General features: G+C 44.9%; 14 protein-coding genes and 1 pseudogene. 4 read left to right on the top strand and 11 right to left on the bottom strand.

The window, feature by feature from the left end; all coding sequences use genetic code 11:
• Positions 1-106 precede the first annotated feature (106 nt).
• Both ACFGVS_RS08490 and ACFGVS_RS08485 read right to left on the bottom strand, forming a co-directional pair.
• On the bottom strand, positions 107-1,237 hold the full coding sequence (locus ACFGVS_RS08490) for a FecR family protein (protein ID WP_439698278.1): 1,131 nt from the start codon (positions 1,235-1,237) through the stop codon (positions 107-109).
• Between the two features lie 161 nt (positions 1,238-1,398).
• Entirely contained in the window at positions 1,399-1,989 is a 591-nt protein-coding gene (locus ACFGVS_RS08485) for an RNA polymerase sigma factor (protein ID WP_439698277.1), read from the bottom strand.
• 346 nt (positions 1,990-2,335) lie between these two features.
• On the opposite strand from ACFGVS_RS08485, the gene ACFGVS_RS08480 reads away from it, so the two are divergent.
• Positions 2,336-2,626, top strand: coding sequence for a hypothetical protein (locus tag ACFGVS_RS08480; RefSeq protein WP_439698276.1), 291 nt, complete (start codon positions 2,336-2,338; stop codon positions 2,624-2,626).
• A 45-nt stretch (positions 2,627-2,671) separates the two neighbouring features.
• Here ACFGVS_RS08480 and ACFGVS_RS08475 read toward each other — a convergent pair whose 3' ends face one another.
• From ACFGVS_RS08475 to serC, 5 genes are all read right to left on the bottom strand, one after another.
• A complete protein-coding gene (locus tag ACFGVS_RS08475; protein WP_439698275.1) occupies positions 2,672-3,649 on the bottom strand; it encodes a D-2-hydroxyacid dehydrogenase family protein in 978 nt (325 codons plus the stop codon).
• A gap of 125 nt (positions 3,650-3,774) precedes the next feature.
• Positions 3,775-4,629: a sigma-70 family RNA polymerase sigma factor gene (locus tag ACFGVS_RS08470; protein ID WP_439698274.1), complete on the bottom strand. Its 855-nt coding sequence runs from the start codon at positions 4,627-4,629 to the stop codon at positions 3,775-3,777.
• Between the two features lie 3 nt (positions 4,630-4,632).
• A complete protein-coding gene (locus ACFGVS_RS08465) occupies positions 4,633-5,637 on the bottom strand; it encodes an NAD-dependent epimerase/dehydratase family protein (RefSeq protein ID WP_439698273.1) in 1,005 nt (334 codons plus the stop codon).
• Positions 5,634-6,872, bottom strand: a complete 1,239-nt coding sequence (locus tag ACFGVS_RS08460; protein WP_439698272.1) for a DUF1015 family protein — start codon at positions 6,870-6,872, stop codon at positions 5,634-5,636. Before ACFGVS_RS08460 ends, ACFGVS_RS08465 begins: the two co-directional genes overlap by 4 nt.
• Positions 6,873-6,874: 2 nt before the next feature.
• Positions 6,875-7,972 (bottom strand): 3-phosphoserine/phosphohydroxythreonine transaminase, encoded by a 1,098-nt coding sequence (gene serC, locus ACFGVS_RS08455; protein ID WP_439698271.1) that lies wholly within the window; start codon positions 7,970-7,972, stop codon positions 6,875-6,877.
• A gap of 313 nt (positions 7,973-8,285) precedes the next feature.
• Between serC and ACFGVS_RS08450 the strand changes: the two genes are divergently transcribed.
• The 3 genes and pseudogenes from ACFGVS_RS08450 to ACFGVS_RS08440 all read left to right on the top strand — a co-directional run.
• Positions 8,286-8,519, top strand: coding sequence for a hypothetical protein (locus ACFGVS_RS08450; RefSeq protein ID WP_439698270.1), 234 nt, complete (start codon positions 8,286-8,288; stop codon positions 8,517-8,519).
• 68 nt (positions 8,520-8,587) lie between these two features.
• Positions 8,588-9,058 carry an Lrp/AsnC family transcriptional regulator gene (locus tag ACFGVS_RS08445; RefSeq protein WP_439698269.1) on the top strand — a complete coding sequence of 157 codons (471 nt, stop codon included), beginning with the start codon at positions 8,588-8,590 and terminating at the stop codon, positions 9,056-9,058.
• A 544-nt stretch (positions 9,059-9,602) separates the two neighbouring features.
• A pseudogene (locus ACFGVS_RS08440) lies at positions 9,603-10,093 on the top strand (transposase); the annotation flags it as partial.
• A gap of 918 nt (positions 10,094-11,011) precedes the next feature.
• Here the strand turns inward: ACFGVS_RS08440 and ACFGVS_RS08435 are convergent.
• The 4 genes from ACFGVS_RS08435 to ACFGVS_RS08420 all read right to left on the bottom strand — a co-directional run bounded on the left by ACFGVS_RS08435 (position 11,012) and on the right by ACFGVS_RS08420 (position 18,658).
• Entirely contained in the window at positions 11,012-13,813 is a 2,802-nt protein-coding gene (locus ACFGVS_RS08435; protein WP_439698268.1) for a M16 family metallopeptidase, read from the bottom strand.
• A 146-nt stretch (positions 13,814-13,959) separates the two neighbouring features.
• Positions 13,960-16,248 carry a Gldg family protein gene (locus tag ACFGVS_RS08430; RefSeq protein WP_439698267.1) on the bottom strand — a complete coding sequence of 763 codons (2,289 nt, stop codon included), beginning with the start codon at positions 16,246-16,248 and terminating at the stop codon, positions 13,960-13,962.
• Positions 16,249-16,250: 2 nt separating this feature from the next.
• Positions 16,251-17,231, bottom strand: coding sequence for an ABC transporter ATP-binding protein (locus ACFGVS_RS08425; protein ID WP_439698266.1), 981 nt, complete (start codon positions 17,229-17,231; stop codon positions 16,251-16,253).
• 14 nt (positions 17,232-17,245) lie between these two features.
• Positions 17,246-18,658, bottom strand: coding sequence for a RagB/SusD family nutrient uptake outer membrane protein (locus ACFGVS_RS08420; protein ID WP_439698265.1), 1,413 nt, complete (start codon positions 18,656-18,658; stop codon positions 17,246-17,248).
• Between the last annotated feature and the right edge of the window lie 6 nt (positions 18,659-18,664).

Raw genomic sequence — 18,664 nt, 5'->3', positions numbered from 1 at the left:
TTGGTTTGTTAACAATTGTTCTCTTGATATTTATTGATGCTCCAAACTATTGTCAGTTCCGATGCCCGTCGGGACTGACTTGTTTAAAATCATCGTTGTTTTTGTTTTATTTTGTTACGATAATTTTCCTCCCTTCAATTTTAAAATGAACGGCCTCTGTTAATTCCAAAAGTTGAAGAACCTCTGTTATATCTTTTTGCATCCCGATTTTACCCTGAAATCCCTCCGTTGTAACTGCTCCCCGGTATTCAACATCGATATTATACCATCGTACCAAAACCCTCATTATCTCTTTGATAGATTCGCCCCTGAAAACAAATTCATCATTTTTCCAGGCAACCGCGGTCTCCAGATCCGCAGTTCCAATTTTCAGAACCTTTCCGTTAAGTATAGATTGTTCACCCGGCTTAAGTATCTTTTGCTGACCGGCCCCGGTAATTCTGATCCGGCCCTCTAATAAGGTGGTTTTTACGCTGGTTTCATCGGCGTAACTATTCACACTAAAATGTGTGCCTAATACCTCTACTTCCTGATTATCAGTCTTCACAATAAAAGGGTGGGCTTTATCCTTCGCAACCTCAAAATAAGCCTCCCCATTTAGTTCAACCCCGCGAACTTTCGACCCCTTAAAGGAAGCCGGATAAGCTATGCTTGAGGCTGCATTTAACCAAACAGCGGTGCCGTCAGGTAAATTTATACGCCATTTACCCCCTTTGGGGGTACTTACACGGTTTTGTTTTGCATTTTTCTCCGGGCCGGAACCAGCATCTGAGTAAACCAGTTGGCCGCCAGCAGTTTTTGTGATAGAGACTCCCTCTTCCTGCGCTATTTTGCCATCGGCGGCATCGGATAATGAAATCCTTTTACCGCCCGACAAAGTAAGGAAGGCCCTATTAGCTCCTGGCACAATGTTAATTTTAACAGTAGCTGTTCCAGGTACTGCCGGCATTTTTCTTTGATTGTAAAAGAGAACACCTGCGGCAATGAGGGCAATTGCAGCTGCTGTTGAAATTTTAGACCAGAGCGGAATAATTTTTCGCCGGGTTTGAAATTCATCCGGTTCGGCGTCAGTGTGATGAAGCTTTTGCTGAATCCCGGCATAAATATTTTCAATCTCTAGGCTTGTCAAATCGCCTGTAGTGTTACTATTTAAGTCCTCTGCGGCAACCTGAGAAATTGCGGCAGCCAATTCAGATTGATAAGTTCCATTTTTCAACATCATCAATACTTCTTCCAATTCATTGGCATCGTATTGATCATTGATGTATTTAACAAACAGGATTATGATTCTTTGGTCCACTATTTTGCCTTTTTGTAACTAATACAAATGGCAGGCAGATTACATATACACTTAATGTAAAGAAAATGTAAATTATTTTTAAAGCTTTGATTTACAGGTTAATATTTTGACAGGCAAATCAACAATAGGCCAATAGAGTTTCTCAGGTTAATGTATGCCCTTATATTTTTAAGCGCTTTTACCATTTGGCTGTTAACCGTTCCTTCAGTAATCCCGAGCTCCTCTGCAGCTTGTTTGTAGGACAATCCCTGGATTTTACATTTTAAAAAAACCGCTCTGCACTGCCCCGGCAATTTACTTATGGCTTCATTAACGAGCGTGTTGCTTTCCTCAAAGTCCAACTCCATGTCTGTCGTATTCTCTATGCTGGACGTATATTTTCTTATTTCATCTATAATACCGGATTCATGCTGAATCCTTTTTAATAAATTAAGGAGATGCCGTTTAGCTATGGTGTACAGGTAAGGTTTAAATGGCAGGGTTGGGTCGATATGGATGCGGTTATCCCAAACTTTAATAAAAACATCCTGAACAATGTCTTCTGCAAGTTCCCGGGATTTGGCAGTTTTCAAAACAAAATAATGGAGCTGACGGATATGGATATCATATATTGCCCGCAATGCACCTTCATCGTCTTTTTGAAGCAATGCGAGCAATTCTTTGTCACTAAATCCATCATATTTCGACATGAATGTTGATACAAATTGTGAATATACTGCTTTTTTGCGAATGTTAAAACACAGGGTTGTTTGAATCTTGCAGTTGAGCGGAACCAAGAACGAAATACCAAATTGATTTTGAGACTTTTTTTATCCTGATCTTTCCCGGTAGGAGATTTGCTTGTTAAATCGCGAAATCGCAAACTTACCATAATTAAAAAAAGATTTACCTATTGAATTTCAAAAAAAAGTCTCCGCCCGACCCCGACGAACTCGGATATCAATCAATATCGGTTGGGCCAACTTTGTACTTAGTAAGTGATTTTACTGTGAAAATACAACTTGACAATAACTGAAGGGGACTAAAACTAAAGCTATGACAGCAGTAAGGTGGAATGGTGGAATTTGGAAAAACCTGTTTAACCGGATAAGAGGTGTATGTGGCAGACATGGATCAATTGACCATGCTATTCTGAAATGTCATGCAGGCAGTTCCATCATATTTTTACCATTCCAACAAATTCAAGGATCGTTTGATTTCTCCTTGCCGTCAACAAAAATCATTGTTCAAGATCGCATCAAATGGGCTGGTCAAGGCCTTCCGAATATCCGAAAATTTAAAGGATACTACGGTTTGATTATAGTATTTTCGAGGTTAGCAACCTAAAACGGAACATATTGCCACGTCAACTTTATTGACATAATCCTGTATTTATGGTTTTGATTTTTTCAAAATGACGCCGTTTGCTATCTGGAAATTATCCTTCAGCCAATCTTCTATCTGCAATACAGTATCCCGGTAAAACACACGGTAGGTATGCTCGGTAACATAACCTACATGTGGCGTTGCCAGCACATTTGATAGGGCCCGTAAAGGATGCACGGCCGGCAAAGGTTCAGTATCATATACATCCAAAGCCGCGCCGGCAATTTTCTGTTCGCTCAACGCTTGTATCAAGGCAGGCTCATCAACCAACGGCCCGCGCGAGGTGTTGATCAAATAGGCCGATGGTTTCATCAAAGCCAATTCCTTTGTACCGATAATTCCCCTTGAGCGGTCACTCAGCACAAGATGCAGCGTAATAAAATCAGACCACTGCAACAAGCGCTCCTTACTTACCAGCACGACACCCGCTTCCGCGGCCTTTTCGGTAGTCAGGTTTTCACTCCAGGCGATCACCTTCATTTCAAACGCTTTGGCGTATGCCGCTATTTTTGAGCCAACGCGACCCAAGCCGACGATACCAAGTGTCTTTCCTTTCAGGTCATGCCCAATAGTCGTCTGCCAATTGCCCGATCTGAAATTTCCGGCTTCCTCAGGGATATGCCGGGCCATCGCCATCAGCAATGCCCAGGTATGTTCTGGCGCACCGCTTTCTATGTAATCCGTAAATTTAAGCGTGATTCGCAGCTGTTCTGCTGCTTTGCTATCAATGGCTGCATTGCGTTTTCCAGTCGAAACAATCAGCTTTAAATTGGGCAGCTGGCTTAATATGGCTGCGGTGAGTGGCGTTCTTTCCCGCATTGCACAGACGATCTGGAAAGGTTTCAATCGCTCAATGACCGCAGCGGGGTCTGCTATGTGGTCGTGAAAAAAGGTAATATCAGCCTGTTCTTCAACATTGTGCCAGTCCGCATAAGAAGAGGCTACTTTCTGGTAGTCGTCCAGCACTGCAATTTTTAGTTCCATTATTGGTCTATACTTGGGGTAAAAGTAACTAACCCATAACTAATAAAAGTATCAGTCGCTCAAAAGAATAAGCGGTATCAGAATATGGATTTCGCCGGCGGCGAGTGCTCTGGGGCTTTGTTTTTTTATAAAAGGCGTGTCTTTATTTCCACTGTTTTATCTTTTAGTTTTTTCACCGCATCGTTTTTTATCTGCCTTACTCTTTCTGCGGTTAGATTCATGACCTTGCCGATATCGGTGGGCAATAATGGCCAATCACCGTGAAGCCCAAAGCTTAGCTCGATGACCTGCCGTTCGCATGGGGTTAAATTATTAAGCAGGCAGCTAATATTTTGTTGACAGGACTCGTTTATTAATATACTTTCCACGCTTTGGCCTTGAGCGGGAAGTGTATCAATCAGGGCATATTGGTCCTCAATACAAAAAGGCGCATCGTAGCTGCTGGTACGGGCGGAGAAATAATGAGCATCTTCGATTTTCCGTATCGGAACTTCCATCAATTCTGCCAGTTCTTCATTTGTGGGTTTTCGTTCCAAATGGCTTTCCAGCTCGCCAGACAGGCGGTTCATCTTCGTAAGCAGGTTGATCTGGTTCATTGGCAGGCGGACCATCCGCGTATGTTCGGCAATCGCTGATAAGATACTTTGCCTGATCCACCATACCGCAAAGGAAATGAACTTGAAACCCCTGGTTTCATCAAAGCGCCTGGCTGCTTTGACCAAGCCCAAGTTTCCTTCATTAATCAAATCATTAAGAGGTAAGCCCTGGTATTGGTACTTTTTTGCAACCGAAACAACGAATCGTAAATTTGCATGAATTAGTTTATCAAGGGCGACCTGATCACCCAGCCTGATCTTTTGAGCAAGTTCCACTTCTTCTTGCGGGCTAGCCATATCCATTTTGGCGATGTCATTAAAGTATAGCTCAACGGCGGCTGTCTCGCGGTTGGTTATGGTATTGGTTATTTGTAGATTTCTCATGGGTTAATGTTCGTGCGGGTAAAAATCGATTACCGGTTCAATATTAGCTGCCATTTCAAATTCAACCCCTTTTTGACGTGAGAGGTTCATTAACATATCTTCGGTCATCCTGCGAAGGTCAAATGCCGGTTTCCAGCCCCAGTCGTTATGTGCCTGCTGATCATCAATGCTGGCAGGCCAGCTTTGTGCGATAGCCTGCCGGAAGTCCGGCACAGTCGACATTTTAAAACTGGGAATGTGCTTCCTTATAGCCGCCGCAATATCACAGGGGGCGAAGCTCATCCCTGCAATGTTGTAAGAAGTACGTATTGCTATTTTTTCTTTCGGCGCATTCATCAATTCCAGCGTCGCACGAATGGCATCCGGCATATACATCATTGGAAGACAGCAATCGTCTTCCAGAAAACCCGTGTATTGCTCTTTTTCTAAAGCCTGGTGGTAAATATCAACCGCATAATCCGTGGCACCGCCTCCCGGAGGCGCGGTATAAGAGATAAGGCCTGGGAAACGCAGGCTGCGCACATCCACACCAAAGTTCTCAAAATAATAATTGCAAAAGTGTTCACCAGCTTTTTTACTGATACCATAAACGGTGATCGGTTCGGAACGGGCATGCTGCCTGCAATTATATTTGGCCGAGCCCGGCCCGAAAACTGCAATACTGCTTGGCCAAAATACCTTATCCAGCTTTTGGTCACGGGCAATTTGTAAAACAGACATCAGGCTTTGTACATTTAGCCTCCAAGCAGCATTAATATCCTTTTCTCCATTAGCCGATAGCATGGCAGCCAGTAAATAAATTTGTGTAACATCACATTCCCTTACTACACGCTCAATTTGCTGATGGTCCAGCGCATCCAGGCAGATGTAATTTTTTACGCCGGCTGGGTGGGTTTGAATGTCGGCGGCAATTACATTTTCTATACCGTATTGCAGGCCAAGTGCAGCAGTAAGTTCAGTGCCGATCTGCCCGCAGGCCCCGATTACCAAAATTTTATCTTTTTTCATACTTGATTTATCTTATCATAATGCTGTTTGGAGATATCCTTCCCTGAAAAGCTATGTTGGTACGTTAGCAAGCCATAAGGAACTTTGGGATCTATCCAGGTTGATTTTGGTGGAAGAATCTGGCAGGCCGTACCAACGGCCATTAATTGATCCACCGTCATTGGGTAAAGCGTAAAAGCAACGGCAGATGGTATTGCTCTAAGCAAGCTTTCTATTTCTTTCATTGCGGTTTCCCCGCCTATACATTTTAACCGGCTGTCTGTTCTCGGATTGGTTACGCCGAAAACAGGTTCAAGGATTAGCTCTTGCAAAAACACCACGTCCAGTGTGCCGGCATTCTTCAGGACCAGTTCATACCAATTTCCTTCAAGCCACATACCTATGAGCTGGCTGTGACCAGGCCTGACGGGCTGATTGTCTTTGCTCGGAATGATTTCACACACTTCTTGCAGCTTAGCTATAACTGCAGTTGTATCCAGATCAAATTCCGGTACAAAAAGCCTGTGGTAGTCGATGATGCGAAGCTGGTCAGAGGCGATATAAAGCGACGATATCAAGGCATCTGCACCATTTTCATTTGCCAGTCGCTCCGTTGCCGCCAGCCGGTGGTGGCCATCAGCAAGATATACCTGCTGAATTTTGGCAAAAGCGGCGATAAGTTCTTTTATCGTATCAATATCCTGTATTTTCCAGATCCGGTGCAGGCCTTTTTTGTTGCCAACCGTCGATTTTTTTTGCCCGGCGCAGGTTTCTGCAATAATTCGGTTTATGGCTATTTCAGGCCGGTAGGCCAGCAAAACCGGGCTGCCTTCAAAGCCGGTATATTTACGGTAATTACAAATCCTGCGCTCACTGTCGGCCAAGGTCTGTTCGTGGATTTTTATTTTACCCTCGGTATAGTCCTTTACAGAGGTCAGCGCCCAGATGCCGGTTTGCCGGTAATCGCGGTGAACAATCTCATAAATATAAATCCCCGGTTCATCTTCCAGCTTGATTCTTTCCAGTTTTTTGAGGGTGTCAATATTTTCCCTGATTTCCTGGTAGGCAAGTATTTGCCCTTCTTCGGTTTCAGGCCGTCTGCGGGCCGGTGCTTCCAACTGCTCCTTTAGGGGCTTCAAGGGTAGTATCTTTTCGCCAATGCCAAAAAAGCAAATCTGCTCGCTGGACGGAAATACCAGCTGATCAGCTAAAAAGGGGTCGGGCCGCAATGCGCGGAATGGTTTGATAGTTGCCATATTTAATAAGCCGGTATTAAATCAACATGGAGAATGCGGGCATAAGCTTTCATGCAATCCACCAAAGCTTTAACACTGTCGTAAGGAAGCGCGTTATATAACGAGGCACGGAAACCGCCAACTGTGCGATAGCCTCTGATGCCAACCATTCCCTGCTTTGCAGCAAACTCAATGAACCCGGCTTCGGCTGCGGGGGCGTGCATCCTGAAGGTAACGTTCATCAGAGAACGATCCTGCCTTTCGGCCAAACCATAAAACAATGGGTTGCTGTCAATTTCATCGTATAGTAACTGCGCTTTAGCCAGATTCTCTGTCTGAATGACCTTAACGCCACCTTTACTTTTCAGCCATTGGAGATTCAGCATGGCGGTGTAAATGGCAAACACCGGCGGCGTGTTGTACATTGAACCGTTCTCCCGGTATACGCGATAGTCCAGGATTGCATTTACTTTATTTTTAACACTGTCAAGGAAACTATTTTTGGCGATAACCAGTGTCATCCCGGCAGGGCCCATATTTTTCTGCGCACCCGCATAAACCAGGTCAAAAGCTGTAATGTCGATAACCCGGCTAAAAATATCAGATGACATATCGCAAATCAACGGTACCGGTGATTTTGGAAAATGAAATAATTCTGTGCCCTCTATGGTATTGTTGGATGTGATATGGAAGTAAGCAGCATCTTGTGGAATGGCATAATCCTTGGGAATATAACTATATGCTTTTTCTTTTGAGGAGGCAACAACCACAACGTCGCCACTGATACCGGCTTCTTTAATCGCTTTTTGACCGAAATAGCCTGCGTCAAGATAAGCTGCTTTTTTCATCTTGCCTAGGAAATTCATCGGCACCATTGCAAATTGCAGGCTTGCGCCGCCCTGCAGGAATAAAACGCTGTAAGTGTCAGGGACAGCCAATAATTCTCTGACCAGTTTTTCGGTTTCCTTCACAACGAACTCAAACTCAGTCGAGCGGTGCGAAATTTCCAATAGCGACAAGCCTGTGGTACCCCAGCCTTTTACCGCGTCCGCGGCGCGGGTTAAAACGGTGTCGGGCAGGATGCAGGGGCCTGCTCCAAAATTGTGTTTTTTAATTGGCATATCAATTGGTGGTTAGCGCGGTAAAGTTTGGTAGTTTTGGTGTTTAAAACTATACCTACTACTATATTTGGGATAGAAATTCATTTATTCTATAAATAGTGGTGTCAATAACCTGTTTGGTATGTTTTAATCAATAAAAATCGTTGTTTTGGCACTGATCCAGTACACTAAGTCATTTCTTGATTTGTAGTTAATGGCTTAATTTAAAATCTAATTGTTTGTATTTAGACAAAAAAATGTCATTATATTGCCCTTTTAGTTGTGTGGTTTTTGATGTATGTTTTACACTATGGTTATATATGAAACTATATAATTGGCAGGCACGTTTATTATTGAAAAACAGGCTGACTTTCTCAATTCAAAGGGGGAACTTTTGATGTTATTATGCAATATTGGCGTTGCTGAGAAAATTGTTAACCGGGAGGTGAATAGGGCGGGGCTAATTGATAATCCCAGACCGGCCTTTGTCATAGAGCAGGAAGGTGCAAGAACTGTCGCTGAATACGAACGAATACTTGCACTAAATGTAAATGCCTTACAACGGTAATCTCCTTTATTTTATCGGCTTAACTGATATGGTTGAAACAGTAGGAGGTTTTGCAAAAAAATATAAATATGAAAGAATTGGATAAAACCGACAAAGGTATTTTAAAGCTGCTGGAGCAGGACGGCACTCTAACACACAAAGAGATTGCTTATAGGCTGTACAAGACTGTAAATCCTATACATGCCCGTATTCGTAATCTTGAAAATAGCGGTTATATCAAAGGATATCGTGCAACTGTTGATCACAAAAAGGTAGGAAAAGGCTTGATTTGTTACACTCAGGTACTGTTAAAGCAACATTCTAAGGAGAGTCTTAATGCTTATAAAACGGAAGTTGTCAAAGTTCCTGAAGTGATGGAATGCTATCATCTCACCGGCCCTTTTGACTTCCTGCTGCGTATTGCCTGCAAAGACATCGACGAATATAATGTTATCCTAAACGACAAGCTTTCCGTTTTACCTGATGTTGGGAACATGCAGAGTTTGTTTGTGATGTCAGAAGTAAAGCACGAAACGGGATATATGTTTGATGAAAAATGAGTTTGCTGTTATTTGAATAAAGATGGCTTTAAAATTAATTTTGAAAATACCTCAAAGCGATCACTATAAAGACTACGATAAGGATATCTCGATCCGCAGTATTTTGGCTTTTCACTGACGTTAACGTAGGATGTTTAAAATGCAGCTCCAATTCGCCAGGCCGGCTTAATAAGTGAAATTAGCTTTTGGTGAATTTAAATTAAATTGCCGTACTGTGCTTATCGACTGCCTAAAGTTTCCTCTACTGCCTCCGGTGAGGTGCTTCTCTGAAATCTGAATTCTATGGTATCTGCATTATTTGAGATATTGAACATTTGCCCTTTCTCGCGGGTATTGTTACCGTTCTCATTTACACCGCTTCTGATAATCTTATCAGAAAGATAATGGGTATTCTTTTTGTTAGCTTCATTTTTTTGACAAAGGTCGCAGAGTGACATAGTGTTCTGTTTAAAAAAAACGGTGATAATAAAGGTTATTTCAATTGCAATTAAGAGTTAGTTATTGATATTACATAATATTCGATAGTTCCATATCCTTAACGGCTGATCAGGATATACAGGTTGTGGCCCGGCTAAACCCCACCATAACCCAGGGCCTCAGAAAGGAAGGAGACAGGTTTGATTACAATAAGGATGCTGATATGTTCGTTTGCCCGGCAGGACATCTGGCCATACGAAAATCAAGACAGGGGAAAAAGAACGTTGGAACAAATCAGACAGACACCTATTACTTTGACGTTGAAAAATGTAAGGTCTGCCACTAAGAGACAACTGCTATAAACCCGGTGCAAAGACCAAGAGCTATTCGGTAAGCATAAAATCAGAACTTCACCAACAGCAGATGGCTTTTCAGGAAACGGCCGCTTATAAAGACAAGGCCCGGCACCGGTACAAGATCGAGGCAAAAAACAGTGAGTTGAAAAACGTCCACGGTTATGACCGGGCAATAGCTTATGGGATCGAAAATATGCAGATGCAGGGGGCATTGGCGATCTTCACGGTTAACCTGAAAAGGACCATCAAACTAACCATCTGATCGAAAAAAAACTTAAAAGAACGGCTAAAACACCTGCTCTCTCCCGTTTTTAACCACCAGTTCATCCAATAATATAACTCCCGATCAGTCTACAAAAAAAGCGATCAGGTAAAACTATGCTTTACCTGATCGCTTTAAAATGTTAACTCCCGTTAAAGAGGCACTTTTTCAGTGCCCCCGGAAATCCCGGCGATTTTTCAACGTTACGGCTGCACTTACTTTATCGTGTGATTCATTGAAAAGATAGCCACTATATTTGAGCCCGATGAGGATGGAAGCTACCGTGCGCTGCATACGACCGGTGAAGCAGAAGCCCACCCGATTCGGGCCTGTTAGCTGTTATCGGGAAAAACCCCGGCAACTGCAGTAAAGTTTACGTAGCAGCAATTGGCGCGAAGCGCTTAATAATCCTTCCATTCCAGTTTGCTGATCTCGAAACCCAGTGGCATGGCTTTCTGCCGGCATCGCTGCTTGAATTCCTCGGACATTCTGCTTTTCTCTGGAAAGCTGTAATCTTACCAGCTATAAGCTGGAAGTATTTTCGCAAATTTTTAGTTATAATTCTCTGCAACATGCTGAGTCTGATTCCGAAATGGCAAGGACCACTTCCTTAAGCTTTGAAAGTAGCTACGCAGTCTTTTTTACCGGGCAATGGTAATCGGAATAGCTCATATTGTCGTAGCGGCGGCCGTGTTACCCATTTGAATCAAAAAAGCACCCCCAGCTCCGGGAGGTGCGATTATTATTAACTGATCTTCATATAACGTCATGAAAAAAACGTAAGAACGATGGAGCAATATTCTGATTATCTTAATTAGAGATAGATGATGGTCTTCTCAGTTCAATCGTACAAATCAGCAGTGCGGCGCGCAACTAACGCGGCATCACGGAGATCCAACAGACTAGCATTCCCTGAGATTATGGTTTGGCTTGATTTTCGGGTAGTAATACCATTTGTATATAATTCTCTCCACTCAGGTATGTATTCGCGGCCGCTTTTATGCGTTCCGGTGTTACCGATTGCAGATCCGACTGATAGGTATCCAAAGCATGCAGGTCGTCATTATTTGATTGCTGACCATTGAGATAACTGAGCCACCAACGATTAGTCTGGCTTTCCGACTCCCTGGTTCGGAGGCTTTCCGCCCGCCATTTGTCTACGTTGATCTGCGCCGGACCTTGTGTCTTCAGCTTACTGATCTCATCAAGAGCGGAAGCAATGAGCTTTTCTGCGTTCTGGGGACCGCAGCCGAATTCTACCCCGAACAGGTAACGGTTCTTGGGATATTTAAAAGTCTGTGCAAAAGTACCCGGAGAATACACCCCGCTTTCATCTTCCCTTAACCTTTCCAGTAAACGAATCTCCAGGCATTCCCTTAGCGCATCTATCGTTACTTTTTCAACCGTATTATACTTGAAATTACCCGACCAGTATAACTGTACGCTGGCTTTGGGCTCCGTGCCTTTATAAACTGTTTTTTCGACCTTTCCCGGCGGCACATCGATGCCCAGGTCTTTAGCCTGAGTATAATGCCCGCTGGCCGGCAGGCTGCCGATATATTTCTCGAGCTGGGGTTTAAGCAGTTCTGCATCAAAACTGCCTACAAAAGTAAAAACAAGGCCGGATGCATCGCCAAAGCGCTCCTTATAGATCTCAAAAGAGCGGTCTAAGCTGATCTGGTCAAGTTTAGCCAAAGTCGGACCTGTACGACGTATGCTGTGCATTCCCAATACAGCACTGACCGTATCCTTGAAAACGCTGGACGGATCGTTGGCCCGGTTTTGCAGGCTGGCTTTCGAGCGGTCAATGATGCCCTGAAACAGTTCCGTATCTTTTCTGGGTTCTGTATAATATGTATACAAAAGCTGTAAAGCTGTTTCGAGGTCCTTTGGAGTTGCCGCTCCGCTGACACCCTGCGCCCGTTCGCTGATATAGGGCCTTACTACTAACTGTTTTCCCGAGAGAAATTTATCCAGTTGAGTAGGATTAAAATTCCCCGCGCCAAAAGAAGGAATGATCCCGGCCGTATTGGCTGCACTCTGGTAATCTGAATCCGGGTAAAGGGAAGTACCGCCGGGGGCAAAGGCAGTAAACAGCACCTCGTTGTCTTTATAGGCGGTAGGTTTGAGCAGTACTTTGACACCGTTACTCAGGGTGAGCAGCGTTGTACCCAACTTTTCGTCCTTAGCCGCGCCGGTTATTTTTCCGTTTGCCGGGCTTACAGTCATCAAAGGCAGAATGCTCACTTCGTCGTTGTAAGGTTCCAGTTTTTCATCTGCCACAGCTTTTATCCAGCTGTTCACCGTTTTCTCATCCGGCAGGGTATTTTTATCCTTCTCAGGAGCCATCAGCAGAATATCCCGGTTAGACGGGGGAATGTATTCAGCTGACAACGCGCTGACCTCGCTGAGCGTGATTCCGGGCAGATCCTTTCTGACCATGTCATATTCATATTGGATACCTGGCGCTGCAGTCCCTTTTAAAAAATAAGCGAGATATTCCTGGACATAATTTTCTGAATTGGTCTTGTTTTTTTCGTTAAGCGCAGACTCCATATTGTTCAGGTAACTTTGTTTCGCCCTGCCGAGTTCGGTGGAGGTAAAACCAAATCGTTTGATCCGTTCAGTTTCCCGCCACACCGCTTTAAACCCTTTTTCCAGTTCACCGGGCCTTGCCACAACACTAACATCAAAATTATCCAGGCCACCGATAAAACTGCTGATCCCCGCATTGCCGCGTACAAATGGAGGGTTAGCCTGGCGGGATAGTTCCGCGTAACGTTCACTCAGCATCTGGTTATAGAGTTCGCGGACAACAGACTTACGATATTCAGAAGCGGTGCGTAAAGGGAGCATAGGGCGCTTGATCAGCACTTCTGCTACGGTGGCCGTCATTTCCTTATCCGTTACGGTGATGAATTGATTCTTCCCGGTTAGCGGTACACTGTACTTCGTGCGTTTTTTTTCATGCAGGGGGTTTTTGAGGCTATTAAATTGTCTTTTAATCGTTTGCTCCATTTGATTCACATCCACGTCACCCACTACGATCAGCGCCTGCAGGTCAGGACGGTACCAGTCCTGATAGAATCTCCTGATGGTTTCAGGTTTAAAATTATTCAGCACTTCATCAGTACCTATGGGAATCCGTACCGCGTACCGGGAATTATTCAGGATCAGCGGCCAGTATTGTCTGCGCATACGTTCCTGCGCGCCCTTGCCCAGGCGTTTTTCCTCCAGTACCACGCCGCGTTCTTTATTAACCTCAACGGGATCCAGCGCGGCTTCCTGCGCCCAGTCCCGCATGATGGCGATACCTTTTTGCAGGAGTTCCGGGTTATCGGTTGGCAGCGGCAGCTGGTAGACGGTTTCATCAAAACTCGTATAGGCGTTCAGGTCTGCTCCGAACCGTACACCGCTTTTTTGGAGGTAGTTTACCAGTTCGTTTTTTGGAAAATGCTTGGTGCCATTAAAGCTCATATGTTCCATGAAGTGCGCCAATCCGCGCTGGTCTTCAGATTCCAATACTGAACCCACTTTGTTGGCGAGGTAAAAAACGACCCGCTTTTTGGGTTCTTCGTTGTGCCGGATGTAATAAGTAAAGCCGTTGGCAAGTTTGCCAGTACGGACAGCAGGATCAAGCGGGAGGTTTTTTTCCTGCGCTATTGCCGCTACGGATAGGAATAAAATTCCTGAAAAAAAGAACAGTTTTGGAATTTGCATATTGTAATAATTCATTTAAAAAAGCCGGGTAAACGGCGTTTTAATTCATTTAGTGTTCGAAGCCGGTTTATTAACCATATACTCCGGATTGTTTTGTCTGGAGCGTTGCCTAACGCGGCACGCGATATCGAATTTTCTGTAAAAAACTATCGCCTTTTCCTGGCAATTAAGGTCCATGAAACTGAAAGGGCGATCAGAGAAGGCAGAATGCCCATCCACGCCCAGCGTATCCAGGTTAACTGAGTGCTGTTCATCAGAATGCGGTTATCCTGAGGCTCAGGACGGGTGGTATCAATGGGGAACTCGCCATTACTGAACCACTTGAATAATTCCGTAACGAAAGCGAAATTGATTGACCGGGGAGTTCTTCTTCTTGATTCGGCATTATTCATAAAATCGGCGTCGGCGATAGCAAAAATCCGTTGCTCGCCTCGGGGGACTGCCCGTCGAAGGGCCAGGGCTACCGGGTAGGATTTTTTGTCTTCATTCTTTCGGACATCTGTCAATTCTTTTGTTTTATCGACCAGGAGACCGGGAATCAGCCAGGTATTGGCCGCCTGTGTTACCAGAATCGGTAATTCGCGGAAAGGCGAATTAGGAAGAATCTTTAGAGGAGCTACCGTCGGCGTGGTTACAAAAGCGCTGTCTTTATTTAAATACTCAGCGTTGCCTGCGATTTGCAGCCAGTTCTTTGTTGCCAGGCCGCTTAATACAAAGGATGGTTCAAAGTTCCGGCTCTTTTGCAGTAGTATACCGTCTCCCATTTCAACGCCAGCTAAACTCAGCACAGGATTTAAGATAGCCTGACTGCCCGGTTCACCCGCTATCAGCAGGTTTCCGCCCTCATTGATATAGTCTGTAAGATTTGTTAGTTCCCCGGCGGTATACGCGGTAAGCGGGTCTGCGATCACCAGTACATCCACCTGCTTACGCAGCCTGGGGCCGGCAAGGCTGACAGAGCGGACATCGAAACCCTGATTCAGCAAAGAGTAGCGAAAGGCTATTTCATTGGTGGACACTTCGTAATCGTTGTCCCCGGTCCTGGTGATGTCCCGTTCGCGGTGCCCCGTGGCAAAACCTACTCTCGGGGATGCTGTTATCAGTTTTTTCAATGCGGCGGATGTCTCTTTCTCTGACGGATATTTCATAATATCATCAAACATGCGGAGAAACACTTTCTTACCTTTATACGAAAGTGTCCGGACTAACCTGTTTCGTTCGGGCTTGAGATCAATAATCTTTCTGATCTGTTCCGGCCGCAGAAAACTATCGAAATCCATCCCGTTAATTTTTGCCATTTTCCTGGCCAATTGTTCATCAGTTAATCCTGGATTCTCCTTATACAGGCGCTCGTTTTCAGAATGATCCCAGTAATAAACATAATCCATCCGCATATAAGGCATAAACCGGAGATATTTATCAAAGGACTTCTTGTCATTGTTCTGAAATATGGGCATTCCCATAAAATAATTTTCATCCAAAAGGTTCACATAAGTGGTCATGACGACAGGTTCATTAATCTTTGCAATCACTTCCCTGCTTGGTTTTGTTAATGTACGGGTTTGATCCGCCGTCATATCTATATAAAAAATATACTGAGGTAGCGAGCCGATGTAGCCGATCAGCAGCATTAAGGCAATTAAACCAGTATAGCCTCCGGCTTTGAGCGACAGGGAAATGGTTCTGCGCTCAAATTGCAGCTTCAGAAAGGTGAGGCCGAGAAACATAGCAATTACGATCAGGAAGTAAAGTATATCGTTGCTTCCTAAAAGCCCGTTGATGGATTCTTCCGCTCGCCCTGAAATAGAAAGGAAGTAAGTAATATCCCGGACAAATTCAATATCCTGCCACAGGCCGCCAATAAAATTTAAGACAGCCAGAACAACCAGTGTACTGATGGCCGCCACCACCTGGTAACTTGTTAAGCTGGACATAAAGAGACCTACTGCTGAATAGGCGCATATAAGGAGATACAGTCCGATGATGCCGGAAAGAATAAAAGTAAAATCAACGTCCTTGATCGTAAAAATAGATAACACCCCCAGCCCCAGCAATATGCACATCAGAAGAAAACAGTAGGTGATCATTGCCAGGTACTTTCCGGCAACAATGTCGAAAACCCTGATGGGCGAAGAATATAATAGTTTAATGGATCCGCTATGCGTCTCCCTGCTGATCAGGCCCATAGTCAGCAGCGGGATATACAGGTATAGGTATTCCTGCATTTTTGGAAACAAACTTTTGAAACCTGCAAAAACATTATCGGTCAGGCCGCTAAGGTTCATTCCCATTTGCTGTGCTTGTTCCAGGCGTTCCAGGGTGGACATATATCCCCAGCCGGACTGAATGATAAATACCAGTAATACGATCCATGCTACAGGCGAATAGAATAAAAGGCTCAGTTCGATCCGGGCAATCCTTAAAATGTTTTTCATGCTTAATTCTTAGATGTTTTGGTTGATAATTGCGCGAAGATTTGATCGAGAGAGCTTTTCTCCAGCGTGATTTCGCGCATGCGCCAATCCTGGTCAATGCTCCGCCGGATAAGATGTTCACAGATTTCCGGCCCCCCTGTAAAATGAATCCGGAATCTTGTATCGCTCAAAACCTCTACACTTTTTACCGCATCAATTTGTTCCAGCAGTTCGAAGGGTGGGGGATTCTGAAGCGTGATAACCAGGCTATCCGGTTCTATGTAGTTGTTGAAGGCTTCCATGCTGTCAGAAAAAACCATTCTCCCGTTCTCGATCATCTTGACATTGCTGCAGGTAGCCTGTATTTCGGAAAGGATATGGGATGAGAATATAACCGCTTTTTCTTCACCTACTGCTTTAATCAGTTTACGTACTTCTGTGATCTGGTTGGGGTCAAGCCCGTTTGTGGGTTCATCCAGCACGACGAGCCGCGGTTCATGAATGATGGCCTGGGCAATCCCCACCCGTTGCTTGTAGCCTCCGGACAAATTGGCGATCAGCCGGTTTTTAAAATGCGAAACACCGCACTTTGCCATCGCCTTGTCAACAGCGTAAGGCACATCTTTTTTGGAAATCAACCGGAGGTAGGCGCATTGAGTGAGGTATTCCTTCACCGTAAGCTCCATATAAAGGGGAGCGTTTTGCGGCAGAAATCCAATTAGTTTTTTGGCCGCTATAGGGTTATCCTGCATGGTAAAACCACCGACCTCGACTAAGCCTTCCGTCTGGTTGAGTACACCGCACATGATGTTCATCGTCGTAGATTTACCTGCGCCGTTAGAGCCTAATAAGCCCAGCACACCATGCTCACTGATTTCAAAACTAATGTCACGAATGGCCCATGAGGTCCCGTACCGGTGCGACAGCCCGATCAGTCTTACTATATTGTTGTCCATTAATTTAAGTTTGAGGCCGATGTCCCGCGCCAAAATGGCGCGGGACATCAAACCATGTTCATCTATCTGTACCCTTGATTTTGTGTCAGGTTCGGATTAGCATCAATAGCCGTTTGAGGTATGGGAAATAATTGAGCGAACGATTGCCAGGTAGGTTTGGCTGCGCCAAGTATCGCATTAATCCGTCCGGTTCTTTTTAAGCTCAGCCAGCGGTCGCCGCGTTCACAGAATAATTCTATTCTTCTTTCATGCTCGATAGCTAAATTTAAGTTTATACCGGTTGTAAGCGCGGGAAGCCCGGCCCGGTTACGGATGACATTGATATCAGCTAAGGCTGCTGCAGCATTGCCAAGTGTAGCATTCGCTTCTGCGCGCAGCAGATACATTTCAGCCAGTCGGATCACTGTCGGAGCCTCGTTTCTTCCGGATGCGACAGCGTCGTCATTATCAGAGTTCTCATACTTAAATGATTCCGAGGCGTTCACTCCATCCAGGGTTACGTCACGTACCCAGGCGGATCGGCGCAGGTCACCTGGTTCAAATGAATTTAACAATGCATCAGTCAGGGTATAGGGTAAGGCGAATGTATAAATGCCGCTGACAAACTCCTGTCCCTCATTGGTGTAACCGGAGGTTTCGTTAAGCGCAGAACCCAGTTGGAAGATCGCCTCCCTTGAACCTGCAAGAAAAACGTTGTTAAGCTGGTTTCCGGGCAATAATCCGTACAGATCAGTATGGTTAATTACTTCCGTAGCATTGCTGACGGCGCCTTGTGCGTTGCCTGTAGCCAGATAGGCCCGGGCAAGCAAAGCGGTCGCGGCGCTCCGGTTGACCTGGGAACGGCCGCTGACGCCGGAATTGGAGGTATACGCTTCGCTCAAACCCGCTTTTGCCTCGGTTAAATCCTGTATGATCTGCGTATAAACGGCAGCCGCTGAACTCCTGGGTAGCAGGGCTGTCACGTTTACGTTGGTGCTTACCACCAGCGGAACATCACCGAAATGACCGACGAGCTGCATGTAACAATAGGCGCGCATAGCCAGCGCTTCGGAACTCATTTGCCTCGCGGCAGTTTCGCCGACAGCAGTATTGTTTTTCAATCGTTCGATAATGCTGTTGAAACTGTAGATCGATGTATAAGAATCTGTCCATATATCTGACGTGTAGCTGCTGCTTTGGGGCTCGTAGGTATTGTTTTCCAATGCGGCGTACCGGGCCGAACCGGAAAGAGAGTGTAATTCATCGGCGGCCAGGGCATCGGCGAGCGTTAAGTTCAAACTATAACTTTGCGATCCTGATAATTGACTATATGCCCCCGACAAGGCTCCTCTGGCCGATTCTACCGAGTTGAAAATTATTTCAGAGGGAAGTTCATTCTTGGGAGGTTTGATGTCCAGTAATTTTTGACAGCCCGTGCTAATGAAAATAAAAAAGGCTAAACCGGCTGACTTAATAAGTTTTGATATATTAATCATGGCAGT

Source organism: Mucilaginibacter sediminis (genome assembly GCF_051903035.1).
Classification (GTDB): domain Bacteria; phylum Bacteroidota; class Bacteroidia; order Sphingobacteriales; family Sphingobacteriaceae; genus Mucilaginibacter.
Note: the sequence above shows the minus strand (reverse complement) of the source record. Positions and strands in the feature narration are given on the sequence as shown.